This window comes from Klebsiella pneumoniae subsp. pneumoniae HS11286 (assembly GCF_000240185.1).
Taxonomy (GTDB): Bacteria; Pseudomonadota; Gammaproteobacteria; order Enterobacterales; family Enterobacteriaceae; genus Klebsiella; species Klebsiella pneumoniae.
The window spans coordinates 2,276,208-2,297,780 of the sequence record NC_016845.1; the positions used below are offsets into that span (position 1 = coordinate 2,276,208).

The 21,573-nt window shown below is 51.4% G+C and carries 31 protein-coding genes; 12 read left to right on the forward strand and 19 right to left on the reverse strand.

Going from position 1 to position 21,573, the window contains the following annotated elements; all coding sequences use genetic code 11:
* Window positions 1-238: 238 nt before the first annotated feature.
* Window positions 239-1,153, reverse strand: coding sequence for a LysR family transcriptional regulator (locus KPHS_22320; RefSeq protein YP_005226532.1), 915 nt, complete (start codon window positions 1,151-1,153; stop codon window positions 239-241).
* Window positions 1,154-1,261: 108 nt separating this feature from the next.
* Here KPHS_22320 and KPHS_22330 point away from each other — a divergent pair, with 108 nt between their 5' ends.
* On the forward strand, window positions 1,262-2,023 hold the full coding sequence (locus tag KPHS_22330; protein ID YP_005226533.1) for a short chain dehydrogenase/reductase family oxidoreductase: 762 nt from the start codon (window positions 1,262-1,264) through the stop codon (window positions 2,021-2,023).
* Window positions 2,024-2,239: 216 nt separating this feature from the next.
* Window positions 2,240-3,772, forward strand: a complete 1,533-nt coding sequence (locus KPHS_22340; protein ID YP_005226534.1) for a putative metal-dependent phosphohydrolase with HD subdomain — start codon at window positions 2,240-2,242, stop codon at window positions 3,770-3,772.
* Between the two features lie 198 nt (window positions 3,773-3,970).
* On the opposite strand, the gene KPHS_22350 is transcribed toward KPHS_22340, so the two are convergent.
* Window positions 3,971-4,459, reverse strand: a complete 489-nt coding sequence (locus tag KPHS_22350) for a putative intracellular protease/amidase (protein ID YP_005226535.1) — start codon at window positions 4,457-4,459, stop codon at window positions 3,971-3,973.
* Window positions 4,460-4,715: 256 nt separating this feature from the next.
* Here KPHS_22350 and KPHS_22360 point away from each other — a divergent pair, with 256 nt between their 5' ends.
* Window positions 4,716-5,897: a site-specific integrase gene (locus tag KPHS_22360; RefSeq protein YP_005226536.1), complete on the forward strand. Its 1,182-nt coding sequence runs from the start codon at window positions 4,716-4,718 to the stop codon at window positions 5,895-5,897.
* A gap of 182 nt (window positions 5,898-6,079) precedes the next feature.
* On the opposite strand, the gene KPHS_22370 is transcribed toward KPHS_22360, so the two are convergent.
* The 13 genes from KPHS_22370 to KPHS_22490 all read right to left on the reverse strand — a co-directional run bounded on the left by KPHS_22370 (window position 6,080) and on the right by KPHS_22490 (window position 11,441).
* Entirely contained in the window at window positions 6,080-6,226 is a 147-nt protein-coding gene (locus KPHS_22370; protein YP_005226537.1) for a hypothetical protein, read from the reverse strand.
* A 72-nt stretch (window positions 6,227-6,298) separates the two neighbouring features.
* Complete coding sequence (locus KPHS_22380; protein YP_005226538.1) at window positions 6,299-6,532, reverse strand: hypothetical protein; 234 nt, start codon at window positions 6,530-6,532, stop codon at window positions 6,299-6,301.
* 242 nt (window positions 6,533-6,774) lie between these two features.
* Complete coding sequence (locus tag KPHS_22390) at window positions 6,775-6,888, reverse strand: hypothetical protein (RefSeq protein ID YP_005226539.1); 114 nt, start codon at window positions 6,886-6,888, stop codon at window positions 6,775-6,777.
* 95 nt (window positions 6,889-6,983) lie between these two features.
* Window positions 6,984-7,208 (reverse strand): hypothetical protein, encoded by a 225-nt coding sequence (locus KPHS_22400; RefSeq protein YP_005226540.1) that lies wholly within the window; start codon window positions 7,206-7,208, stop codon window positions 6,984-6,986.
* Window positions 7,198-7,908 carry a DNA-binding protein Roi gene (locus KPHS_22410; RefSeq protein YP_005226541.1) on the reverse strand — a complete coding sequence of 237 codons (711 nt, stop codon included), beginning with the start codon at window positions 7,906-7,908 and terminating at the stop codon, window positions 7,198-7,200. The genes KPHS_22400 and KPHS_22410 overlap by 11 nt, the downstream gene beginning before the upstream one ends.
* Window positions 7,909-7,913: 5 nt before the next feature.
* Complete coding sequence (locus KPHS_22420; RefSeq protein YP_005226542.1) at window positions 7,914-8,432, reverse strand: hypothetical protein; 519 nt, start codon at window positions 8,430-8,432, stop codon at window positions 7,914-7,916.
* Window positions 8,433-8,536: 104 nt separating this feature from the next.
* On the reverse strand, window positions 8,537-9,364 hold the full coding sequence (locus tag KPHS_22430; RefSeq protein YP_005226543.1) for a gp20: 828 nt from the start codon (window positions 9,362-9,364) through the stop codon (window positions 8,537-8,539).
* Window positions 9,361-9,555, reverse strand: coding sequence for a hypothetical protein (locus tag KPHS_22440; RefSeq protein ID YP_005226544.1), 195 nt, complete (start codon window positions 9,553-9,555; stop codon window positions 9,361-9,363). The genes KPHS_22430 and KPHS_22440 overlap by 4 nt, the downstream gene beginning before the upstream one ends.
* The gene (locus KPHS_22450) at window positions 9,552-9,977 is read right to left on the reverse strand and encodes a hypothetical protein (protein YP_005226545.1); all 426 of its coding nucleotides are present in this window, start codon (window positions 9,975-9,977) and stop codon (window positions 9,552-9,554) included. The genes KPHS_22440 and KPHS_22450 overlap by 4 nt, the downstream gene beginning before the upstream one ends.
* A complete protein-coding gene (locus KPHS_22460; protein YP_005226546.1) occupies window positions 9,974-10,096 on the reverse strand; it encodes a hypothetical protein in 123 nt (40 codons plus the stop codon). The genes KPHS_22450 and KPHS_22460 overlap by 4 nt, the downstream gene beginning before the upstream one ends.
* Before the next feature lie 314 nt (window positions 10,097-10,410).
* A complete protein-coding gene (locus KPHS_22470; RefSeq protein YP_005226547.1) occupies window positions 10,411-10,572 on the reverse strand; it encodes a hypothetical protein in 162 nt (53 codons plus the stop codon).
* Window positions 10,573-10,945: 373 nt separating this feature from the next.
* Window positions 10,946-11,134, reverse strand: coding sequence for a hypothetical protein (locus KPHS_22480; protein YP_005226548.1), 189 nt, complete (start codon window positions 11,132-11,134; stop codon window positions 10,946-10,948).
* The gene (locus KPHS_22490) at window positions 11,127-11,441 is read right to left on the reverse strand and encodes a hypothetical protein (RefSeq protein ID YP_005226549.1); all 315 of its coding nucleotides are present in this window, start codon (window positions 11,439-11,441) and stop codon (window positions 11,127-11,129) included. The genes KPHS_22480 and KPHS_22490 overlap by 8 nt, the downstream gene beginning before the upstream one ends.
* A gap of 725 nt (window positions 11,442-12,166) precedes the next feature.
* On the opposite strand from KPHS_22490, the gene KPHS_22500 reads away from it, so the two are divergent.
* The 6 genes from KPHS_22500 to KPHS_22550 all read left to right on the forward strand — a co-directional run bounded on the left by KPHS_22500 (window position 12,167) and on the right by KPHS_22550 (window position 17,273).
* A complete protein-coding gene (locus tag KPHS_22500; RefSeq protein ID YP_005226550.1) occupies window positions 12,167-12,334 on the forward strand; it encodes a hypothetical protein in 168 nt (55 codons plus the stop codon).
* Window positions 12,335-13,221: 887 nt separating this feature from the next.
* The gene (locus KPHS_22510; protein YP_005226551.1) at window positions 13,222-14,835 is read left to right on the forward strand and encodes a putative helicase; all 1,614 of its coding nucleotides are present in this window, start codon (window positions 13,222-13,224) and stop codon (window positions 14,833-14,835) included.
* Complete coding sequence (locus KPHS_22520) at window positions 14,822-15,799, forward strand: putative phage DNA primase (RefSeq protein ID YP_005226552.1); 978 nt, start codon at window positions 14,822-14,824, stop codon at window positions 15,797-15,799. The genes KPHS_22510 and KPHS_22520 overlap by 14 nt, the downstream gene beginning before the upstream one ends.
* Window positions 15,796-16,272 carry a hypothetical protein gene (locus KPHS_22530; RefSeq protein ID YP_005226553.1) on the forward strand — a complete coding sequence of 159 codons (477 nt, stop codon included), beginning with the start codon at window positions 15,796-15,798 and terminating at the stop codon, window positions 16,270-16,272. The genes KPHS_22520 and KPHS_22530 overlap by 4 nt, the downstream gene beginning before the upstream one ends.
* Complete coding sequence (locus KPHS_22540) at window positions 16,269-17,051, forward strand: putative antitermination protein (RefSeq protein YP_005226554.1); 783 nt, start codon at window positions 16,269-16,271, stop codon at window positions 17,049-17,051. The genes KPHS_22530 and KPHS_22540 overlap by 4 nt, the downstream gene beginning before the upstream one ends.
* Window positions 17,052-17,117: 66 nt before the next feature.
* Entirely contained in the window at window positions 17,118-17,273 is a 156-nt protein-coding gene (locus KPHS_22550; protein YP_005226555.1) for a hypothetical protein, read from the forward strand.
* 37 nt (window positions 17,274-17,310) lie between these two features.
* On the opposite strand, the gene KPHS_22560 is transcribed toward KPHS_22550, so the two are convergent.
* Window positions 17,311-17,439 carry a hypothetical protein gene (locus KPHS_22560; protein YP_005226556.1) on the reverse strand — a complete coding sequence of 43 codons (129 nt, stop codon included), beginning with the start codon at window positions 17,437-17,439 and terminating at the stop codon, window positions 17,311-17,313.
* Between the two features lie 17 nt (window positions 17,440-17,456).
* Between KPHS_22560 and KPHS_22570 the strand changes: the two genes are divergently transcribed.
* Window positions 17,457-17,660: a class II holin family protein gene (locus tag KPHS_22570; protein ID YP_005226557.1), complete on the forward strand. Its 204-nt coding sequence runs from the start codon at window positions 17,457-17,459 to the stop codon at window positions 17,658-17,660.
* Between the two features lie 10 nt (window positions 17,661-17,670).
* Here KPHS_22570 and KPHS_22580 read toward each other — a convergent pair whose 3' ends face one another.
* The 3 genes from KPHS_22580 to KPHS_22600 are packed head-to-tail and all read right to left on the reverse strand — an operon-like array spanning window position 17,671 to window position 20,006.
* Complete coding sequence (locus KPHS_22580; protein ID YP_005226558.1) at window positions 17,671-19,209, reverse strand: IS66-like element ISKpn24 family transposase; 1,539 nt, start codon at window positions 19,207-19,209, stop codon at window positions 17,671-17,673.
* A gap of 48 nt (window positions 19,210-19,257) precedes the next feature.
* Complete coding sequence (locus tag KPHS_22590; RefSeq protein ID YP_005226559.1) at window positions 19,258-19,605, reverse strand: IS66 family insertion sequence element accessory protein TnpB; 348 nt, start codon at window positions 19,603-19,605, stop codon at window positions 19,258-19,260.
* The gene (locus KPHS_22600) at window positions 19,602-20,006 is read right to left on the reverse strand and encodes an IS66 family insertion sequence hypothetical protein (RefSeq protein YP_005226560.1); all 405 of its coding nucleotides are present in this window, start codon (window positions 20,004-20,006) and stop codon (window positions 19,602-19,604) included. The genes KPHS_22590 and KPHS_22600 overlap by 4 nt, the downstream gene beginning before the upstream one ends.
* A gap of 163 nt (window positions 20,007-20,169) precedes the next feature.
* Between KPHS_22600 and KPHS_22610 the strand changes: the two genes are divergently transcribed.
* Together KPHS_22610 and KPHS_22620 are read left to right on the forward strand one after the other, a co-directional pair.
* Window positions 20,170-20,700 (forward strand): lysozyme, encoded by a 531-nt coding sequence (locus KPHS_22610; protein YP_005226561.1) that lies wholly within the window; start codon window positions 20,170-20,172, stop codon window positions 20,698-20,700.
* Window positions 20,697-21,086, forward strand: a complete 390-nt coding sequence (locus KPHS_22620; RefSeq protein ID YP_005226562.1) for a lipase chaperone — start codon at window positions 20,697-20,699, stop codon at window positions 21,084-21,086. Before KPHS_22610 ends, KPHS_22620 begins: the two co-directional genes overlap by 4 nt.
* Window positions 21,087-21,573: the final 487 nt, after the last annotated feature.

Consider the following 21,573-nt stretch of genomic DNA (forward strand, 5'->3'; position numbering starts at 1 on the left):
CGCGGCTGATTTTAGTTGGTGGTAAGCCGGGTTTTGGGTCAGATGGCGGACATTTTAAGGAGCCGACAAGGATCTGACAGGGCCTGTTTACAGAAAAAGCAAACTACTAACGGGACTGCTCAAAGGAAGGTGGTATCAGGGATAACGCCTGGAGATGAGAACAAGTACTCAGATAATAACTTTTTGTCTGGTAAATCGACTCAACGATTAACGCACGTGCCGTGAATAATAGCAAACGTTATTTTAGCCTTCCGGATGCCTGCTGCGCCAGGTGAGGCTTCATCAGCGCCGTCACCCAGTCGATAAATACCTGTACCCGGGCAGAGAGCTGCCGATTACTGGGATAGAGCAGGGAGAGCGGCAGCGGCGCAGGGCGAAAATCGGCCAGCACTTCCGTTAACGCGCCCGACGCCAGATCGGCCTCAAGGCGGGGCAAGGGCGCCTGATACAGGCCAAAGCCAAGCCTTGCCGCTTCGGCGCCGACGTCGGCATCGGAAGTCAGCAACCGACAGGGCAAACTGACCTCGCTCTGACGGCCATCCTGGGTAAAGCTCAGCGGCAAGGTACGTTGCGTGCGCGATGAAACAAACCCGATCATCACGTGGCCCGTCAGTCCTTCAATCGTATGCGGGGTGCCGTACCGGGCGAGGTAGGCCGGACTGGCGCAGGTGATCTCCTGCAACCCGGCGAGCGGCCGGCAGATCATCTCGCTGTCGGGGAGATGGCCGCCGCGAATGACGCAGTCGACTCCCTCGCGAACCAGATCGACGTCACGCTCGCTTTCGCCGATCTGCAGCGTAATGTCCGGGTAGCGGGCGAGAAACTGTGGCAGCGCGGGCAGCAGCAGGGTCCGCGCCAGGTTGCCCGCCACGTCTACCCGAATGGTGCCGGAGATGCTCCCCCCGGCGCTGCGGTTGGCCTCCTCAAGGGCCGCCAGAATGGACACGCAGCGCTGATAATACAGCGAGCCTTCTGCCGTCGGCCGTACGTGCCGGGTCGTACGATGTAGCAGCCGCGCCCCGAGACTGACCTCCAACGCTTTAATAGCCGCGGTCGCTACTGGCCGGGAAACCCCCAGATCCGCGGCGGCGGCACTGAATGAGCCCCGTTCGACGATGCGCACAAACAAGGTCAGAGTATCCAGTTTATCCATGACATTGTTCCAGCTGGCAAAACTATCCTGTCGCCCAACGCGGTCTTATCGTCGGCATTCAGGGGCTTATAATCGCTCATGTTTTCAGCAGAGAGAAAAGGAGAAAACATGAACAATAGCGCAAAAATCGCCCTGGTGACAGGTGGCAGCCGCGGCCTGGGACGCGCGACCGTCGAAGCGCTGGCACAGCGCGGCGTAAATGTAGTACTGACCTACAAAACGCGTCTTGCCGAGGCGAACGAGGTGGTTACACGGGTTGAAGCACTGGGCGCCCGGGCGATCGCGTTGCCTTTCAGCGCCGGCGAAATCGACACCTTTGACGCATTTGTTAGCGCTTTTCAGGGCGCGCTGACGGAGCTGGGCGCCGATAAATTTGATTATCTGGTCAATAATGCCGGCAACGCCAGCGGCATGGGATTTCTTAACGCCACGGAAGCGGAATTCGATGCGCTGTATTGCATCCACGTGAAGAGCGTTTTCTTCCTCAGCCAAAAACTATTGCCGCTGCTGGCCGATGGCGGGCGAATAGTGAATGTCTCGTCCGGCCTCACCCGCATCGTGATGGCGAACCGGGCGCCCTATGCGATCATGAAATCCGCGGTGGAAACCCTGACTCGCTATATGGCGTTTGAGCTGGGCAGTCGCGGGATCACGGTGAACTGCGTGGCGCCCGGCGCCATCGCCACCGATTTCAGCGGCGGGGTGGTGCGGGATAACCCGCAGGTCGCTCAGGCGGTAGCGAACATGACGGCGCTGGGCCGACCTGGCCTGCCAGAGGATATCGGGCCGATGATCGCCTCGCTGTTATCCGATGATCATCGCTGGGTGAATGCCCAGCGCATTGAGGTTTCCGGGGGAATGCGCATCTGAGCGAAGAAAACCGGGGCTGTTTTCATCCGTAGTCAATCGATATGTCAGTGGATGCCGATATAGCGCAACGCTGTGGAGAGATAAGGAAATAATGATCTGCCGCGTTGCTCGTTAAATATTAGTGATTGACCTTATTGCCTGAATGCGCAAGATTATTGTTGAATAAACAGTCAATATGCTAAATATATTTAATGCACGTATGAAAGGATTTAAGATATGGATTTTGAAAATGAATTGACCAGTAAGATCCTTGATCCCATTCACGGCACTATTCGTTTGACGACACTCGAGATTGCCTTTATCAATCACCCCCTGTTCCAGCGCTTACGCAACATTAAACAGAACTCTTTTTTATATAAGGTGTTTCCCTCTGCGGTGCACAGCCGCTTCGAACACTCTCTCGGGGTGCTGCATTTATCAAGTGAAATACTCAATAATTTACGCCTGAATGCGATACGGTATCAAAAGAAATATGATGATGGCCATGTGTTTGGTCATATCGATCAGATACCAAAACACAACATTCAGGAGTTGAGACTCGCTGCCCTGATGCATGACATCGGGCACGGGCCGGTATCCCACCAGTTTGAGAGTTTTATGCCTTGTAAGCACGAATTCTCCGATGTTCTCCCCACGGCCTACCATTCAATCATTGATGTATTAAGCAAGCCAGAACAGAAAGTTGAACATGAACATCTTTCGCTGTTGTTCAGCCTGATGATTTATCATGATCTGAGAAAACAAGGTAAGGTCGATGACGAAATAAATATCGAAAATGTGTTAAAAATTATCGAAAAAAGATACGGTGACCAACAGATCATTGAGGAAATTAATGGAAAGGCAACAGATATCCTGCCGTTAATGACCTCGATCATCTCTTCCTGTCCGATCGATGCCGACCGGATGGATTACTTGCTCAGAGATGGCTATTTCTCCGGCGTCAAGTGTGGCATCTACGATTACAATCGCTTGTTTATGTCAATTGTCCCGGTCGAGGAACAGGGAAAATTGTACCTTGCTTACAAAGAGAGTGGGATTGATTCGATCGCTGAGTTTATTGGGGCGCGCTCCAGCCTTTTTTCGCAGGTATATTACCATAAAACAAACCGCGCCTTTGCGACGATGTTGAGCACATTATGTGAGATTATGCAAAGCAAGGATCCACAAAATGTCATTATCGCTGACGTTACCGACCGTATCGTTGACCATAGCGATGAAAGCTTCATCGACGCGCTGAAGGATTTTTATCTGGCGTGCAGTGATGATTATTTTTTGAATGACAAGGTTGGTGAATGGATAGATATCAGCGATACCGAGGCGGTTAATAAAAAAATACTTGATGACATTATTAACCGACACCCATGGTCGAAGGTCTATGAGGCCAAACACTCTGTGTATAAAGCTAACATCGCTGACAAGGAAAATAAGGCGTGGAAGAGTCAACTCACCGGGTTATTGACTTCTGTATTACAGCCTCATTTCAAACCACATGAATTTGCCGTTGATATTGTCTCCGACTGCGCCTTTAAAGACTTGGATAAAACCGAAGTTAAGCTTTTGGTGAAAGATCTTAAGAACCGCTACGAAATAAAACCGTTAATTGAATGTGGTGATAAGTTAAATCAGTATCAAATCATCAAATATTGCATTCGGGTATTTGTTGACCGCGATATCAAAGAACGCGTAACTCCTGAAATAATCTATAAAATCAATGAAATAGTGGTCAAGCAGATCGCGTTGCTGAATTGATGATGCCCGTCAGGGCAGCGATAAATCTATCAGGGGCTGGTTTTTTAACCGGCCCCTGAAGATAAGCGGTAAATCGTGGCGCATCCCCGCCATCGGCATAACATACAACAGCGCGTTTACCCGAGACTAAACACCGCGCTGAGGCATAGATTCCCGCAGGGGAGCGGGTGGCTCAATAAAAACGCCGGCTCAGTATGGTTATTCCGCCAGCAGGGCGGCGAATTTCGCCAGCCACTGTGGATGAGCCGGCCAGGCGGGGGCGGTAACCAGGTTACCGTCCACATGCGCCTGGTCGATACCTATATCCGCATAGTGCCCACCGCTCAGGCGCACTTCCGGAGCGCAGGCGGGATAGGCGCTGCAGGTCCGTCCCTGCAGAATACCGGCGGCGGCCAGCAGCTGTGGGCCATGGCAGACGGCGGCGATAGGTTTACGCGCGGCGTCGAAGGCCTGTACCAGTTTAATAACCTCCTCGTTCAGGCGCAGATACTCCGGCGCCCGGCCGCCGGGGATCACTAGCGCATCGTAGTTCTCGGCCTTTACTGCGGCGAAGTCAGCGTTCAGCGTGAAGCGATGGCCCGGCTTTTCGCTATAAGTCTGGGCGCCGTCAAAGTCATGGATTGCGGTCATGACATAGTCGCCAGCGGCTTTATCCGGGCAGACGGCATCGACCTGGTGTCCAATCATCTGCAGTGCCTGAAAAGGAACCATCGTTTCGTAATCTTCGGCAAGGTGTGGGCTTTGCACATGGTTGAGATTGTTCAGACAAGAATGAATACGGTTAGATGTTTATGTATATGATTTTTTATTATTATTTTAGTTGTGCTGCCAATTGTTGCGCATGGTTGTACATGATTTGATATTGTTGTTTATGTTCGTTCATGCGATATTGAGTACAGAATAAGTACATAAAATACCAAAGTGATGAGTACAGAAAACTAACATGGCAATCAGTGACACAAAGCTTCGCTCTATCTATGGTAAACCATATTCTGGGCCTGCTGAAATTACGGATTCTGACGGGCTTGGAGTTCGCATAACCCCCAAAGGCGTGATCAGCTTTCAGTTTAGGTTCCGATGGGAAGGAAAGCAGAACCGAATGGGGCTTGGACGCTACCCAGCGCTGACGCTGCGCGATGCCCGCAATATCGTTGCAGACCTGAGGGAGTCGGCAGACAAAGGCATTGACCCCCGAACGCTGGCTGGTGGCAACAAATCCAAGAGTAAGCCAACGGTAAAGGATTGCCTGGATTACTGGAAGGAAAATTACGTTGACGTAACGTTAAGGGCTAAGACGATAGCGCTTTATAAGTCAACGGTTATAAAGCACATGCGTGACGCTTTTCCCGGTATTCCGGTTGAGGATATCCCAGTCCGCTTGTGGGTTGAGAGGTTTACCGAAGAGGAGAAAATCAATCCTCGCCGAGCCCGGCATTTATTGATACAGCTCAGGTCCGCCATTGGTTGGTGTACGCGGCGACAGTTCGTTAGCACAACCGAGCTCATGCTTTTGCAGCCGAAAGACATCGGTGTTAAACCTGTGATTGGAGAGACCACACTCAGCTATAACCAGCTTGCCAAAATTTGGATGGCTATAGAAAGAAGTCGAGGGTCAACTTCTAACCGATTGCTTCATCAATTGCTAATGCTGTACGGCGCCAGGAATAGCGAACTTCGGCTGGCTATAAGGGGTGAATTTGACCGAGAGGAGGGGTTATGGGTTGTTCCGGCAGAGAAAAGCAAAACCAACAAAATTATCAGGCGCCCAATTTTCTCCGCGGCAGATGATTTGCTGAAAAAAGCTGAAATGACGTATGGGGATATACTTTTCCCGGGCGAGGACCTGAAAAGCCCTATAACTATTTCTGGTGCAAATAAATTTCTGAGAAGAATCAAAGACTCGTTGGGGTTTGGTGAGTTTACTTCACATGATTTCCGGCGCACCTTGGCAACCCGGCTATCCGAAGAGGGGGTTGCCCCGCACGTCATCGAAAAAATGCTGGGGCATGAGCTTGGTGGCGTGCTTTCTGTCTATAACAAGCATGACTGGATTGCCGAACAGAAAGACGCCTACGATCTGTATGCTGAAAAGATATTCTGGCATATCAGGAAGATTTCTGGTTGACTCCCCCGTTTAAGATCCACTCCACAATAGCAGAGCGCAGATACTGTTTAGGGTAGGTCCGGACCGGCTTGGGGAAATTATAGCGCTCGGTGTATTTCCGGATGGTCACGCGTGAAGATACTCGGATCATCCGCATCGCCTCTTCCTCGTCAATCATTTCAATGTCTACCATATTACTCACCTCACACCACTTCCAGGCCACGGCAGTGGCACCACACTTCATACATCCGCTTAACTACTTCCCGGCTGTAGTAGCCGTGACCGTCTCGCGTTAGGTCATAGCGGCCGCCGTAGCGCAGTCTGATCCATATCTCAAATTCTCTATTCATGACACTAACTCCGAAACAGCCAGGCTATGGCAAACGCACAACCGACGATGCAAAATGCTGTTGGCCAGTCCATTACATTGTCTCCCCAATAATTTCAATACCCGCAGAAATCAGAGCGGCCGCACATGCTTCGCGCATGCTTCCTGCACCAGCAGCAAATCCCTGATACCATTCGGCGTTAGATCCGAGCTGCGGCAGTCCCGGAAGCTTCACCTGCACAGCTGTTTTTGCTTGGGTACCAAAACCCAGTTTTTCCCGAAGTTCAACGATAGCGGCATCATGCTCTGCGCGGGCCTCTGGACCCATGGCATCCAATTCAGCGTAACGTTTAGCCCTGTTGTTAAGTGCTCGCAGAACCAGGTGAGTGCCAACGCCTTTGCCAAACCGGAAGCCGGGTTCAAGAATGACCGGGCAGGGGAGTGTTTCAGGGTATTCCGGCCGCAATGTTTCTTTAGAATTCGCCAGAAGCTCAAGAGCCATCGCAACCACCTCGCCCGGGAAGAAAGGTTCACCGCCGGCGATTCTTTTAAGCCGTTTTTCGCAGATTGTCATTCAGCTGTCTCCTGTTCAGCTTCGATGATGGCATCCACAGCCATCATCAGAGTTCTGGCGAGGTCGTCGTAATCCGTCCAAGCATCGTTGCTGAAGAAGTTCGTGATCATAACTGGTGCAATTTTTGCGATAAGATACTGACGATAAGTCATACCACCAGGCGTTGCGTTGCTTGGATTTGGGTATGCATAATGCTGGCCGTTTCTCATTGCTTAGCCTCCCGGATCAGATGTTTATAGGCCCGCAGCGCGTGATGTGTCTTCCCGCTTAAGATCGTTTTCATAATGAAAAAACCGCTGCTCTGGCTGGTAATTTCAGGCGTGAGGAACAACGCGACATCAATCGCCCGGTTGTGCCGGCGGAACTCAAACACGGTGCTGGTGACCGTGATAACTGAAACCGACCCTTGATCATTAAACTCAATTTTCACAATGTTTTTCCTCCCATCCGATAGCCTGAAAGAGTCCCATTTTCGGGTGATACCAACGGGTCCCACGTGGTTCGGCTTCTGCCATCATTTGGCGGAATGCTTTCATAAAAGGTTCAAACTCCACGATCGCCCGGCGAGACAGTAAACCATCAGGCGTCATGAATTCGTGTGTATCGGTTGGGATACGGTATGCGTTAACAAGGTTTCGACACTTGGCATCGGTCATGCCGCTTTTTGCGACCACCTGGCGATAACCGACATACCCGGCCCGCATATTTCCACGCTTAATGTTTTCGACAGCTTCGACTACGGTTTCCACCTGTTCTTCAACCTGGTAGAGGCGTCGTTCCTGCTCAACATTCAGCAGGGCCATTTCAGCGATCAGCTCTGCCTGCGATTTTGGCCGGGAGCGTTCTTCTTCCAGCTCTTTCCAGCGATCTACCAGTCTGGCGGTAAACTCGGGGCTGAGTTGCGCGACCACAATGATGCTGTCACGCTTCCCTTCTTCACTTTCAAAAACGTAAATTGTTGTGGGGCGCCCGGCAGTAGGCTTTTCCTCAATTTGAGGAGAAGTAATAACGCCACGCATAATCAGGGTCTCAATCGTGCGTTTCACGTTGTCGTGGCGTTTTTCTACCAGCTCGGCGATCTCAAGGCTGGTCATGGATGGTTTGTTAGTGATCAAGTTATTCATCATCATTCCCCTCAATGCATAATCGGTGCTTCGGGCACACCTTCGATCTGGATGTGTTCGATAAAGCTGTCATGGAGGAGGTTAAGCCCCTCCCGGCCAAGTGCTGATAACCTGAACCCAAATTCTTCGTCAGCAATAACCATGTCCTGATACATCCGCAGCGCCAGCTGCTGGCCAACCTCTGGCCCATATTTCTCGATTGCCCCCAGCTCAATATGGTTGGCGAGTGCAAAGCGTTCAGGTCCCGGATAGACGCTAATGGCGCCATGCTTGCTGGAATAGATAACAGCAGTATCAACACCGCCAGTATCATTCGGAACGTCGACAGTTCCGTTTTTCTCCAGCTCCTCAGTGATGAACACGGCAGCCAGTAACCAGCGCCAGAGGATCAACTCTTTTTCGATATTGAGCGTGATCCAGTTGCTTTCTACCGCTTCCATGATGCAGGCCAGAATTTCCATTCCATCGGCAAGGTGTTTGTCATAGCGACCGTTATCCAGCAGGCGAATAGCAGCGGAGTAGCCAATCACCCGGTTTCCAGACCGGATCCCTGTTGAGGTTGGTTCCGGGTTAAGCATGTTCTGAAGCATTGCGAACCTCTCATATGTGCCCGGCTTGTCGCCGGGCTGGTGGATCATTTAACCTGGATAAAAGGGGTGTTTGTTCCGCTGGTCATGTACTGGGGCAGGGTGCCATTCCATTTGTTGATGGCCTCCAGTTGCAGTACCTCAGGGTTCTCACGCAAGGCCTGCCCACGGATCTGGATAGACTTTGCTTCTGCTTCAGCCAATTTCAGCTTTGCATCCGCCTGGCCATCGGCTTCGGCTCGTAACATGTTGGCTTCAGCTTCACGTTGTTTAACTTCCTGCTCGCGCTGCAGCGTCTTCTGGTTGGCCGTAACTTTGGCGTTGATGCTTTCGATCACTGTCGGCGGGTATTCCGGACGGCCAACGTAAGAAAGGCTGATCACCTGGATACCAACCGGCCCCATATCGGACTGGATCTCTTTCAGTGCGTTTTCAAGCAGCTCAGCTTTCCCGCCGTCAATGAATTTATCGGTGCTCATCCGACTTGCGAGACGATTAAGGGCGTCAGCAATTTTCTGCCGCAGGTCGGTGTCGGTGATGTCGTCCACGCCTTTACGGTAGGTCTGGAAAACGGTTGTAACTTTGGTCGGATCAACCTTGTACGCGACCCCGATGTGGTAGCCGATGGTGGTTCCATCGCTCATCTGGAAGTTGAAAGCGTCTTCATACGTTTTCATCTGCTTGAAGGTCGGAAAGATATAAACCTCGGTATTCCAGCCGGTCCAGTAGCGGCCGACGCCGACGACTTCACCAACGCCTTTATCGTCGCCCAACTTATTCACCTTGATACCCACGTTGCCGGGCTCAACTCGATCGCAACCAACAAGGCCGATGGCAGAGAGTGCGATAATTGAAGCCATAATTGCTTTTTTCATTTCTTTTCCTTCGTTACGGTAAGCACAAGACCCTTACAAATGGCGTAGATGCACGGCGGGGTCAGAATCGCCAGGGCAAAACCGGATATAACTGCTGTCGTGTCCTTCATCGAAATGAGGATCGGAACGAACAGCCCATAAACGCTGGCGACAATCACCACCGATAGAACAATGCGTAAGTAAGCAATCATCGACTCAGCCCTCCAGGCTTACAGGCCTGTAGTTCTTCGCGCTCTTTCACGTAGCGGTCGTGCATGGCATCCCACTTTTTGCACCACTTTTGCATTTCTCTTTTGCGGGCGAGGATGCGACGCAGCCGGCGAACGGTGCGCTGGTGGGCGTTAAAATACTCAGTGGTCACGGCGCCACGTTGCCAGCTACTCAGTTCTGGATTCAGTGGATGAATTACCTGCACGTCCGGATAACGCTGCTTGAAACCAGAACGCCCAAAAGCTCGGGAGGTCATGAAGAACGCCAGGTAACGAATTGCGGTATCCCGGCTGAAGCACCGCTTCATGCGTCCGTGGCGGATCGCGGCGAACAGATCACCAACTGGCGTTGGGTGCTTTTGCAACGCCAGGTCAATGGCGCTGACAGTTCTGTTGTCAATCATTTGTCTTTCTCCCGGTTATAGGTTTCATGACTCATAACTTCCCAGTTCCGGCCATCGTCTTTCGATAACAGGCGCCAGCGTGGGTTAACCTTCAGGCTGAGGTAGCCGGTGCGGCGCATTCGCCGCGGGAATATCCGCCGGCGCCGATACCGCAGCAGGACCTGCAGCGCCTGCAGGTGAACCCTCTCAGGAATTCGTATCGCTGTCAGTGCCACCAGCTTCCTCCTCGATCCTCAACCCCGCGTCGCGGGCCATTTCGATAAACGTGGCCAGTGTGCAAATGTGCTCGTCGTCGAACAGCTGGCGGTCGCATATCACCCTCCCGTTCTCGATGTGCAAGACTACCCGCCCGGTAAAATCAGGGAGGACATGCAGATCCACGTTCAACACGGGGCGGGGGATCAGCACACCCTGATAGAGCATTGTTTGCTGGTTATTCATTGCCGGACTCCGCAGTAACTGGTTTCTGCTTTTTGACGAACTCAACCAGTTCAGAAATAAGCTCGTCGATTAACTCTTTCCCGCTTTCTGTGAGGAATTCGCCGCTGCCATTAACATCAACAGAGTTGCTGTAAATTCCCTTAAGAGCTTTCACACCTTCCACATTTCCGTATTCACCGAGCGCCAGTCGCTCGAATTTCCGCAACAATCCATCAAGAAGAATCTCAGTTAATTCGATAGTACTAATCCCACCCTTGTTGAGCTTAATGACAAGTAAGCTACTCCCAGTCTTTCGCTGGTGGCGTAACAAGGCCGCTTTTAAAATTCTGCGTCTATAAGTGCTAATTAAATTATTCACTTTTATTTACCGTAAGCCTTTTTTAAATAAAGCATGGCTATAGACCAATAACCAAGAGAGACAAATAACTGAGCTGTTTTAAATGCTTGTTTATTAATCATGGTTACCCTTAATTTGATTGCAGAAATCCCCGGGATTACTCCTGTAATTAAAATTACTAATTAAATTTTTAAGCCGGGTTTTTAGACTCTTCCTCAATAAGGTACGCTGCAACTGGCCCAATCAGATCAGCCAAAAGTGAGGCGACAGATTCCACGTCTGAGTCGGTCAGTTTATGAGGGTAGTTCTCAAGCATCCTCGCCACAATCTCAGCCTGGTAAGCCTTTGATGCTGCTTTTTGCAAAGTGATATCAGACATTTTTAGCATCCTTATAACCGGAAGAATATGTTGCTGAGTTAGCTATTTTATTTGTTGCTATTGCTAATTCAGCGAGGTCTGCAACCACACTAGAAAGCATCATTATTTTATCTTTATTTAATCTCTTTTCTTCTGCCTCACTCATTATGCTAACCCCTATATGATTGATGGCTTGCAAAATAGATATTGTTTTTGTATCGCAATCAGTAGCAATTTTGTCGAAATCAATGTTTTGACATTGCTCTTTATCGGAAGAGAAACGGTAATCAGGTATAGTTACCAGTTGAAAAAATTTCTCTGTACTCATCTTTTGCACTCCATTAATCCGCTAATGCATAAACAATACATAACGTATTAAATAAGATCAATACAAAATGGAGTATTTTGGTGTGTTATTTCACATCATTTTGTTTTTCAAGGTTTTTTAGTTTCTGGTGGGGTGTTGGAGGCAAAAAAAAAGCCGCTTTCGCGGCCAATTTATGGGAGGTTGGTGATTTTTGCGTCGACTACAACCCCGATAATACGGCAATTGCCATTGATAGGGATTATTGGGTATTGGGGGTTGAGGGGTTTGAGAAATCTTTGACCGGCATCGATAACAAGCTTTTTGAAAGTGGCTTCATTGTCACCGTCAAGTTTCGCTACAACCAATTTTCCGTTGATTGCTTCCACTTGGGGATCGACAAGTATCGCCATCCCTTCCGGTATGCTCAGCCCTGCTGGTGATGTCATGGAATCGCCTCTGACGTCTAACCAGAACGAATCCTCAGAGCATTCAACGGTGGTGTCATACCATCGATCTATCGCTCTACGGTGGTACGGTTCTACAGCTTCCATCCAATCTCCAGCGCTAACCCAGCTTATAACAGGGTAGCTTCCCTTGGATTCGTTAATGCTATTAAAACTTACATTGTGATCGGCTCTTGAGTCGCTGATAGTGCCGTCAGCATTTACTACGAAGCCGGGCATTTTCAATATGTTAAAAATCTTAGCTATAACCTCTAAGTTCGGTTCACGTCTGGCGTTTAACCAATGGCCCAGCCCGCCCTGCGTTATGCCGAGCGCCTCTGCCAGCTGTTCTTGAGTCATGCCGACTTCTTTCATCCTGGTTTTGGCCAGGTCCTGCCATCTCTGTTTCATAGCCATGATTATTACATTCCGTATTTACTGAGCAACTTCCATTTTGTATTATTCTTGTGACCGTGTATAGTACGTTATGTATTATTTATGCGAGACTAATCGAATGAGTGGAATCAAGAGCCTTAGACGCAAAGCAAAGGTAACTCAGGGAGAGCTGGCCGCGCTGATTGATAGCTCCCAGGGGGCCGTTAGCCACTACGAAACAGGAAGAAGGATTCCTGATGTTGCAGTCGGAAAGCGGATCGTCAGCGCGTTTAAACAGCTTGGCCTGAATACAAGTTTGGACGAGGTATTTTCAGATGATGTTGCACGGGATGAGGCCTGACCACGGTTTGCTCCCATCTGTGTACGCATCTGCAGATGAAGAATGGATCAAGCAGCAGTTACTGAGCCTGACGCCAGCAGCACGACAAAAAGCCATTCAGCGTTATGCAGCTGTGTATCAGGAATCGTTCGAAGCCGAGCCCGTTCCATACCGCAAGGAGAACCGGGCAAGGCATGAAGCCAATGTGAGGCTTCGCAGATTCGTGGATGCACACGGACGCGCACTGCAGGGGTATACGACCCAGCCACCCCTGGCCGGATCTCAGTAACGATCCGTTGGTCACCGGGCTTAAAAGGTGCCGGGTGATAGCAGGGAACAATCCTTGACTGTTTTTTGTTCTTTGTACCAGCTTGCGAGTACATGGGATGGGGAAGAGGGAAGAGGGGGGTTGGGGGGAGTTGGGAGTTAGGGCAGGAATAGCGTCCTTTTCCAACAGACAGGTACATGGGTTAGGTAGGTACCGATCTTGAAGGCAGAACCATAAAAGAGCGGCGCACTAGCAAACTGGTACACGGTATCCCGGCAAGAGGTCAGGAATGTTTCTTCCTGGAAGAGTAGAACTCAAAAAGGGCTGACAATGCTTAACATCACACCGAACTTTGCACAGGAACGTGGGCTTAACATGCTGCGGCGCACCTGGAAGGCGCACGATTCCTTCATGGTCTACGCACCGACCGGAAGCGGCAAAACAGGCCTGGCTGCGTTTATCGCCGCCGGCCTGGTTAGTCGTGGTATGCGTGTTCTGTTTGTCGCCCCGTATACGATCCTGATTAACCAGACCGCCCAGCGCTTTACAGAATACGGGTTGCCGGAAGACCAGATTAGTTTTATCTGGCGTGATCACCCGAACTACGACCCAAATCTGCTGATCCAGATTGCGAGCGCTGACACGCTCATTAGGCGTGAATTTCCCAAAAACATCGATCTGCTTATTGTCGATGAGGCGCACCTGCGTAAACGCCGTATCCTGAAAGAAATCGAACGGATCACAGCGGAGAAAAAAGCGAAGGTTATCGGTTTATCTGGTACCCCTTTTGCGCCGTTCCTGGGCCATTACTATCAACACCTGATTAAGCCAACGACGATTGGCGAATTGATCCAGCGTGGTGACCTCAGTAAGTACGAATTTTTCGCCCCAACAAAACCGGATCTTAGCGGGGTAGAAACGAAGCCATCTATAGAGTTCGGTACTGATTACGACGAGTCCCAGCTGGCGGAAATCATGTGCGGTTCTGACCTGGTGGGCGATATCGTCGATAACTGGCTTCGTCATGGTCGTGACCTTCCTACGGTGGCGTTCTGCGTTAACAAGGCCCACGCAAACTTTGTAACCATGCAGTTTAACAAGGCGGGCATTAACGCTGAGGTGATGGTCGCAGAAACACCCCACGAAGAACGGCAGGCGATGATCCACCGCTTCGAGACTGGCGCCACAAAAATAATCGTCAGTGTGGGTGTGCTGGTGGCCGGTTTTGATAGTGATGTTCGCTGCATTATCTACGCCCGTCCGACAAAAAGTGAAATTCGCTGGCTGCAGGCGCTGGGCCGCGGACTGCGAACTGCACCCGGGAAAGATGCCTGCCTGATTTTTGATCACAGTGGCACTGTGCATCGCCTCGGCTTCCCTGACTCCATCGAATACGACGATCTGCCATCCACAAACGACGGCATGAAAGCGGCCGCTGCCGGCGCAACTAAGGAGCGCGAAGAAAAACTTCCGAAAGAATGCCCCGAATGTCATTTCATGAAGCCATCCGGCGTTTACGTCTGCCCAAAGTGCGGATTTAAACCGCTCGTTGGTCAGGACGTCGAGACTGACGGCACCCGCAACATCAAAAAAATGAGCAAGCACGAAACGGTTTATACCAAAAGCGACAAGCAGTCCTGGTGGAGTCAGATCAAGTTTTACCAGCGTCATCGTGCGGCGCAGGGGAAACCTGTCAGCGATGGCTGGTGTGCTCATACCTTTCAGGAGAAATTCGGCGAATGGCCCAACGGCTTAAGCGACTTTCCAATGGAGATCACACCGGAGGTCAGCAATCACATCAAACACAAACTTATCAAATTTGCTAAACGCCGCGAACGCCTGCAGCAGATGGGGAAGAAACCTGACCAGGATCTATTTCCACCTCCGAGCGCCAGTATCAACTATGAGCCTCCTGAGGGCAGCGACGGGCAATTAATTATCGAAGCAAAACGAAAACTCCAGAAAAACGTAAATAGTGCGAGTCAGTGATATGAAAACAGCAGAAGCAGCAAAAGGCCGGTGGTCAGAAATTTTTGAATATTACGGGCTGCCGCCTATCACCGGGAAAAACCATTACAAGGGAGAATGTCCGGTCTGTAAGGCGCGGGGGAAGTATCGCGTTGATGACCGTGACGGTCAGGGTACATGGATCTGTGTATGCGGTAGCGGTGACGGGATGAAGCTGCTGACCCTGACCCAGTCAAAAAGCTTTTCCGCCATCTGCGCAGAAGTGGACCAGCTCATCGGGAATAACTATCAGCGCATCAACGTGCCTTCTAACAGTTCGGCGGCGCGGCAGCGCCAGCGAGTCATCAGTAAGTTTTCCAAGTTGCTCGATTTACGGGGAACTAGCGCGGCTGGTTACCTTCTTCAACGTGGGATAAGTCGCCTGCCGGCAGAAGGCATCCGTTTTTGTGACCGCCAACGCCATGCGGGGCGCGTTTATCAAGCTCTGTATGCCCTGGCTACCGATGACAAAGCTGAGCTTTGTTACCTGCACCAGACGCTGCTGGACGGCGACAGGAAGGCAGATATTGATAGCGCCAAACGTCTTAAGTCGCTTCAAGAGGACAGCTATCTGGATCACGCCCGCTCTGTGGCCATTCGCATGTTTCCGGTATCAACGACGATCGGCATTGCCGAAGGTATCGAAACAGCACTCTCCTGTTATCAGGTTTATGGCGTCAACACCTGGGCGGTAATCAACAGCGGGTTTATGAAGAAATTCCGGGTCCCGGCAGGTGTGAAGCATCTGATTATTTTTGCCGACATGGACAAGCACTCTGCAACTGGACATGCCGCGGCGTTCGAGTGCGCCCACGCAAACCTGCTGGCGAAAAACGACCTGGTGAAAGTCAGCATACGCTGGCCGGATAACGGAGATTTCAATGATATGCTTATGAACGGCGATCAGGTTCGTGAACAAGTTTTCTATAAAAAGGTGGCAGCATGATGAACAATAACAATCTGCAACATAACCAATTCTTCACCATCGAACAGGACTTTTCGCCTGAGAAAATTACTGATGCTGAGCGCCTTGTTATGGAGCGCTTCAGTCATATTTATGCAAACTGGGCCGATGAAAAAAACTTAAGTCGTGAGGCGGAAGAACTTCGCGTAAGAGAAATTAAAGGTTTTAAAAACATCCTCCTCTCTCCCTGGACATTAAGCGATGTAACCATTGAATGGGATTACTGGGAATCCGTACTTCGTCACAGGTATAAAACACAAAATGGCGATGGCTACGTCCAGATTATCTGGGATCGGCGCGGGTGGCTCACTGACCTTTTGTGCGCCATGAAACCAGTTACCCGGGCTGAAGCATTAACAGTCTGCAAGTGGTTACTGGCATGTGACTATTTTGAGGAACGGGATTCGCTGTTTGATCGCATTATTTTGAACCTGGTCGGGGAGTGCGAAGAATGAAACTGGAAGCCTCCCTCAAACACTTTAGCCCTCAGGGCATGCATATCACCGACGACGCGAAAAGCACATCCCCGAATCGCCTGAATGGCACAGACATTATGACCGGGATCGGTGTGACCAGCAGCAGGGCACGCTTCGGCCTGGCCGCTTTCTTCGGAAAGGCTGGTATCAGCAAAACGGATGAACAGCTTGCAATTCAGGCGCTGGCGCAGTTTGCCATCAAAAACGCTCCTAAAAATGTCCGCAAAGCCGCCGGTGACAAGCTCGGCACCTGCATGTTGACGCTGGCACAATTTGCTTTTGCGGAGTACTCACGTTCGGCGGCCACCAGCGCAACGTGTCACAGCTGCAGCGGAACCGGCTTTATTTCCAGCCATGAAGATGTAATTAAGCACCCTGGTATTTTCGATGCAGACGGTGTCGAGGTGAAGGCCCCAAAGATTAGAAATGAACTGGTGAAAAGGGTCTGTGGAGTGTGTGGAGGAAAGAAAGTGATCCATGCGCGATGCAGGTGTGGTGGTAAAGGGGAGGTGTTAGATCGCAAAGCGACCAAAGAACTTGGCGCACCGGTTTTCAAAACATGTGAGCGCTGCTCTGGAAATGGCTTCTCTGTTGTACCCTCAGCGACGGTTCACCGCGCCATTCTGAAGCGTCTCCCGGATCTCCATCAGTCTTCGTGGTCACGCAACTGGAAACCGTTCTATGAGGGGCTGGTGGACATGCTGCGTCAGGGGGAGCGTCAGGCTGCAGTAGAATTTGAGAAAGCGACAAGTTATTAATATGATCGGAACAAATATCGGCTATTTTTTGCATGATAGTATTGACTTTGCATAAAAGTGTCTAGTATGCTTTCAATCGTGGGATATAACGCCCGTACGAAATTAAAACATGAAACCTCGCTTCGGCGGGGTTTTTTGTTTCTGGCGACTGAAAAGTTGGCCGACTGGAAGACCTCCATTGAGGCCGCGCTCTGGATGGGCGCGTTGTCAAAAGCGGGTTAGCGTCCAACGAGCGACAATTAAATTTTACCCGCGACAATTACAGGCTGCGCATTTGCGTGGCCTTTTTCATTTCAGGCTCACGGGAATCATCATCGACACGCTTCGTTGTTAAATCCAGCCCGACGGCCCTGAACCTTTTACTGACTACAGATAGCACCCCGAACATTATCGGAGGTGGAGACTATGAAAATGCCTGACAAAATCTTTTCGGCGGCCTCGTACTGCTCGTCAGGCGGCCTGATATGCACCGGGCTGGCAAGGACCTATGACTGGTTTCATGGCCTTGACTGGAATTTTATTGCCCTGGCCAGTGGCGTGATAATCGGTGTAGCGACTTATCTGACCAATCTCTACTTTAAGGTAAGCGTGCAGCGAGAACCGTATTGACGGGGATGTGTTATTCAGTTGGCAGTGCTACGCGCCAGGGGAGCAGTTCGCTGACCCGGTTTATCGGCCAGTCAGCTATAACATCAAGCACATGGCGAAGGTAGCTTTCTGGCTCCACTCCGTTCAGTTTGCATGTCCCGATCAGGCTGTACAGCAGCGCTCCCCGCTCTCCTCCATGATCCGAACCGAAGAACAGGTAGTTTTTGCGGCCCAGGCTGACCATCCGTAGCGCATTCTCAGCTATGTTGTTATCTGCCTCGGCCCAGCCGTCGTCAGTATAGTAAGCCAGCGCCGGCCACTGGTTCAGTACGTACGTGAACGCTTTCGCCAGTTCTGAGTGTCGCGACAGCGTTTTCACCTTTTCACGCAGCCAGCTTTCCAGGGATTTCAGCCGCGGTTTAGCTTTTTGCTGACGTTCTGCAAGGCGTCGCTTCGCCGGCATCCCCCTTATTTCCGCCTCGATGGCATATAACTCACCGATCCGTTTCAGGGCTTCCTCCGTCAGTGCTGACGGGGTGCGAACGTGCACATCGTGGATCTTGCGGCGGGCATGAGCCCAGCAGGCAGCTTCCGTTATCTGTCCATTGCGGTACAGTTCGTTGAACCCGGCGTACGCATCCGCCTGCAGAACACCGCTGAAGCCAGCGAGATGGCTCTGCGGGTGGATACCTTTTCTGTCCGGGCTGTAAGCGAACCACACTGCCGGCGCCAGCTCTGACCCGGCGTTACGGTCGTCACGAACGTACGTCCACAACCGCCCGGTCTTCGTTTTCTTATTACCTGGCAACAGCACCGGGACAGGCGTGTCATCAGCATGGAGCTTACCGTCAGTCAGCACATAGTCCTGAAGCGCCCCTTCCAGCGGTGACAGTAGCCGGCAACACGCATCCACCCAGCCCGACAGCAGTGAGCGGCTCAGCTCCACACCCTGGCGGCCGTATATTTCAGACTGGCGGTACAGCGGGGTGTGCTCTGCATACTTTGAACTCAGCACGCGGGCCAGCAGCCCCGGTCCTGCGATACCCCGCTCGATGGGCCGTGAAGGCGCGGGGGCCTGCACGATGGCATCGCACTGAGTACAGGCATGCTTTTCACGTACTGTCCGGATAACCCGGAAGGCGCTGCGCATCAGCTCCAGCTGTTCGGCGGCATCTTCACCCAGGTAACTCAGCGCACCACCACATTCCGGGCAGCATGACGCTGCCGGCAGCAGCCGTTTTTCGTCACGGGGAAGTGATTCAGGGAACGGTTTGCGGGTACGGGTCTGCCGCAGCGGGCGCTGCACGGCCGGGTCATCCACCCGGCCGGTAAGGGTATCGCTTTCTTTCTGCAACTGCTTAAGGTCGGCTTCCATCTTCGCGATACGGCGGGAGACTTTTTCGGAGCGGCTGCCGAAGTTCATCCGGCGCAGCTTATCCAGTTGCGCCTGCAGGTGATCTATTTCGCGTTCACGCTCGTTCAGCTTTTCCAGAAGGGCACGGTTCAGCGCCTCCTGTTCGGCAAGGAGACGTTTCAGTTCATCGATATCGTCAGGAAGTAAGCTGTTCATACCGGGTATATTACCAGGCTCATTCAGCGTCGACCAGGATAAAGAGGCCTACAACATAGTCAGTGACGTAAGCAGTCTTTTAGGCTGCCGCCAGTCGATACCTTCAAGGAGCATCGCCAGCTGTGCCGGTGTGAGGAACACTTTGCCATCCCGGGCTGACGGCCAGGCGAAGCGGCCGCGCTCCAGCCGTTTGGTCAGCAGACACAGTCCATCGCCGGTAGACCAGAGGAGCTTTACCTGACTGCCATTACGCCCACGGAAGATAAAAACGTGACCTGACATCGGATCGTCTTTCAGCGTCGTCTGCACCTTTGCCGCCAGGCCGTTGAAGCCGTTTCTCATATCGGTGATGCCAGCGACCAGCCAGATCTTTGTCCCTGATGGTAATGGGATCAACGTTTGAGCTCCCGTATCAGCAGGTTCAGGATATTTTCGCTGATGGCACCATTCAGACGGAGTGATCCGTGCCGGAACGTCACTTCACAGCTGATATTGAGTGATTCAGGTGCCGCAGCAGCTACAGGTTGTGACCGGGGGGAGGTTGCAGGGACAACATCTTCGGCATCAAGTGTTATCGGGAGCAGCTCAGGCACGTTGTTTTCTGTTGTTGAAGGAGGACGTAGTTTTCCTTCGCGCCAGTACTGGCGCCACTTGAACAGCAAATTATCGTTGATCCCATGCTCACGAGCGAGTTGCGCTACGGAGATCTCTGGTCGATGCGAGAGTTCAACCATTTTGATTTTGAACTCAACGGGATAATTAGGGCTTTTTTTACGCACTGCGGTTAATGATTTCATGGATAGCGTCCACCATATTTGGTGTCCATTATCCTCTCAGGAATTTCAGGATCTGCCAGACGGTGCTGAGACGACGCTTACACTTTAAGCGCCGCTGGACGAAGATGTATCAGCAATCCCTCGATCGTGGCTATGGTGGCCCGCCACCGCAGGATGAATAGCGATGGCTAACCTGAAAACGAAACTCAGTTCGGCCATGCTGGCGCTTATCGCTGCTGGCGCTTCAGCTCCCGTTCTTATGGACCAGTTCCTGAATGAGAAAGAGGGCAAAAGCCTCACGTCATACCGCGATGGCGCCGGCATATGGACGATATGTCGTGGAGTTACCCAGGTAGATGGAAGACCTGTAACCCAGGGAATGAAGTTAACCCAGGCCAAATGCGATCAGGTTAATGCCGTCGAGCGCAATAAGGCGCTGGCATGGGTAGATCAGAATGTGCGTGTTCCTCTGACACCCCCTCAAAAGGTCGGGATTGCCAGTTTCTGCCCCTATAACATCGGGCCCGGTAAATGCTTTCCTTCCACCTTCTACCGCAAGCTGAATGCCGGTGACCGGAAAGGCGCCTGCGCTGAAATTCGCCGGTGGATTTTTGATGGCGGAAAAGATTGCCGCGTGCGTTCGAACAATTGTTACGGCCAGGTCTCTCGTCGTGATCAGGAAAGCGCACTGGCATGTTGGGGGATAGATGAATGAGCCGATTAGCAGCCATTATCAGCGCTGTTGTGATCTGCCTGATGGTTTGCCTTGGGTGGCTGGTAATGCATTACCACAACGCTGCTGCTGAGCAGAAAACCCGAGCCGATGGCGCCGAGCAGCAGGTAAACAGCACTCAGGCCATCACAGCCAACGTTCTTACCACCATGACCATATTCAATTCCATCGCGGAGGCCAACAAAAATGCCAAAGAGCAGATCGCACTGGACGCATCGGGAGCCGCGGCGGATATCAAAGTGGCTGTTGCGAATGATGATTGCGCTCCCGCTGGTATTCCTGCTGGCGCAGTTAAGCGGTTGCAGCAATACAAAGACAGTTTACGTCACCGTTCCGGTAGTGCCGCTACCCTCCAGCCTGACAGCTGAAACGCCTTATCCTGATATACCGGACAAGATGACGTGGGGCCAGAGCCTTGATTTAAACGTCAGTCTGCTATCAGCGCTGGGGCAGTGCAACCGGGATAAGGCCGACATACGTCGGTCTGAAATATTTAGAGGGAAAAATTAGTCATATCCGGCAGTTATTAAAATGCCATCTTTCTCCCCGTAAGTAGCGTGTCTATAATGCCTTTGCCGATTGGCTACAACATAAGGTGTGACATGAAAAACGGTATTTACTTCGTAACCTTCAGCAGCAATAACCATGATGTTGGACAAGGCACTGTAGTAGTAAAAGACAATGCCATCAACGGTGGTGATTTCGGGTTCACTTACCAAGGCCATATTCAGGGCGATACATTAGATTTGCATGTTTCTCAGCATAATCCTCAGGCGGTGAATGTCATTCAAGGTGTAAATGACTACACGATGGAAATGAGCATTGTAGAAGTGCAGGGGGGTTACCTTTTATCAG

What these genes read in the sequence shown, in the direction of transcription:
- KPHS_22320 (YP_005226532.1), bottom strand. Translation starts at nt 1,153, where the DNA reads ATGGATAAACTGGATACTCTGACCTTGTTTGTGCGCATCGTCGAACGG.
- KPHS_22330 (YP_005226533.1), top strand. Translation starts at nt 1,262, where the DNA reads ATGAACAATAGCGCAAAAATCGCCCTGGTGACAGGTGGCAGCCGCGGC.
- KPHS_22340 (YP_005226534.1), top strand. Translation starts at nt 2,240, where the DNA reads ATGGATTTTGAAAATGAATTGACCAGTAAGATCCTTGATCCCATTCAC.
- KPHS_22350 (YP_005226535.1), bottom strand. Translation starts at nt 4,459, where the DNA reads ATGATTGGACACCAGGTCGATGCCGTCTGCCCGGATAAAGCCGCTGGC.
- KPHS_22360 (YP_005226536.1), top strand. Translation starts at nt 4,716, where the DNA reads ATGGCAATCAGTGACACAAAGCTTCGCTCTATCTATGGTAAACCATAT.
- KPHS_22370 (YP_005226537.1), bottom strand. Translation starts at nt 6,226, where the DNA reads ATGAATAGAGAATTTGAGATATGGATCAGACTGCGCTACGGCGGCCGC.
- KPHS_22380 (YP_005226538.1), bottom strand. Translation starts at nt 6,532, where the DNA reads ATGGGTCCAGAGGCCCGCGCAGAGCATGATGCCGCTATCGTTGAACTT.
- KPHS_22390 (YP_005226539.1), bottom strand. Translation starts at nt 6,888, where the DNA reads ATGATCACGAACTTCTTCAGCAACGATGCTTGGACGGATTACGACGAC.
- KPHS_22410 (YP_005226541.1), bottom strand. Translation starts at nt 7,908, where the DNA reads ATGATGATGAATAACTTGATCACTAACAAACCATCCATGACCAGCCTT.
- KPHS_22430 (YP_005226543.1), bottom strand. Translation starts at nt 9,364, where the DNA reads ATGAAAAAAGCAATTATGGCTTCAATTATCGCACTCTCTGCCATCGGC.
- KPHS_22440 (YP_005226544.1), bottom strand. Translation starts at nt 9,555, where the DNA reads ATGATTGCTTACTTACGCATTGTTCTATCGGTGGTGATTGTCGCCAGC.
- KPHS_22450 (YP_005226545.1), bottom strand. Translation starts at nt 9,977, where the DNA reads ATGATTGACAACAGAACTGTCAGCGCCATTGACCTGGCGTTGCAAAAG.
- KPHS_22460 (YP_005226546.1), bottom strand. Translation starts at nt 10,096, where the DNA reads ATGCGCCGCACCGGCTACCTCAGCCTGAAGGTTAACCCACGCTGGCGC.
- KPHS_22480 (YP_005226548.1), bottom strand. Translation starts at nt 11,134, where the DNA reads ATGTCTGATATCACTTTGCAAAAAGCAGCATCAAAGGCTTACCAGGCT.
- KPHS_22490 (YP_005226549.1), bottom strand. Translation starts at nt 11,441, where the DNA reads ATGAGTACAGAGAAATTTTTTCAACTGGTAACTATACCTGATTACCGT.
- KPHS_22500 (YP_005226550.1), top strand. Translation starts at nt 12,167, where the DNA reads ATGGCCCAGCCCGCCCTGCGTTATGCCGAGCGCCTCTGCCAGCTGTTC.
- KPHS_22510 (YP_005226551.1), top strand. Translation starts at nt 13,222, where the DNA reads ATGCTGCGGCGCACCTGGAAGGCGCACGATTCCTTCATGGTCTACGCA.
- KPHS_22530 (YP_005226553.1), top strand. Translation starts at nt 15,796, where the DNA reads ATGATGAACAATAACAATCTGCAACATAACCAATTCTTCACCATCGAA.
- KPHS_22540 (YP_005226554.1), top strand. Translation starts at nt 16,269, where the DNA reads ATGAAACTGGAAGCCTCCCTCAAACACTTTAGCCCTCAGGGCATGCAT.
- KPHS_22550 (YP_005226555.1), top strand. Translation starts at nt 17,118, where the DNA reads ATGCTTTCAATCGTGGGATATAACGCCCGTACGAAATTAAAACATGAA.
- KPHS_22560 (YP_005226556.1), bottom strand. Translation starts at nt 17,439, where the DNA reads ATGTTCGGGGTGCTATCTGTAGTCAGTAAAAGGTTCAGGGCCGTCGGG.
- KPHS_22570 (YP_005226557.1), top strand. Translation starts at nt 17,457, where the DNA reads ATGAAAATGCCTGACAAAATCTTTTCGGCGGCCTCGTACTGCTCGTCA.
- KPHS_22580 (YP_005226558.1), bottom strand. Translation starts at nt 19,209, where the DNA reads ATGAACAGCTTACTTCCTGACGATATCGATGAACTGAAACGTCTCCTT.
- KPHS_22600 (YP_005226560.1), bottom strand. Translation starts at nt 20,006, where the DNA reads ATGAAATCATTAACCGCAGTGCGTAAAAAAAGCCCTAATTATCCCGTT.
- KPHS_22610 (YP_005226561.1), top strand. Translation starts at nt 20,170, where the DNA reads ATGGCTAACCTGAAAACGAAACTCAGTTCGGCCATGCTGGCGCTTATC.
- KPHS_22620 (YP_005226562.1), top strand. Translation starts at nt 20,697, where the DNA reads ATGAGCCGATTAGCAGCCATTATCAGCGCTGTTGTGATCTGCCTGATG.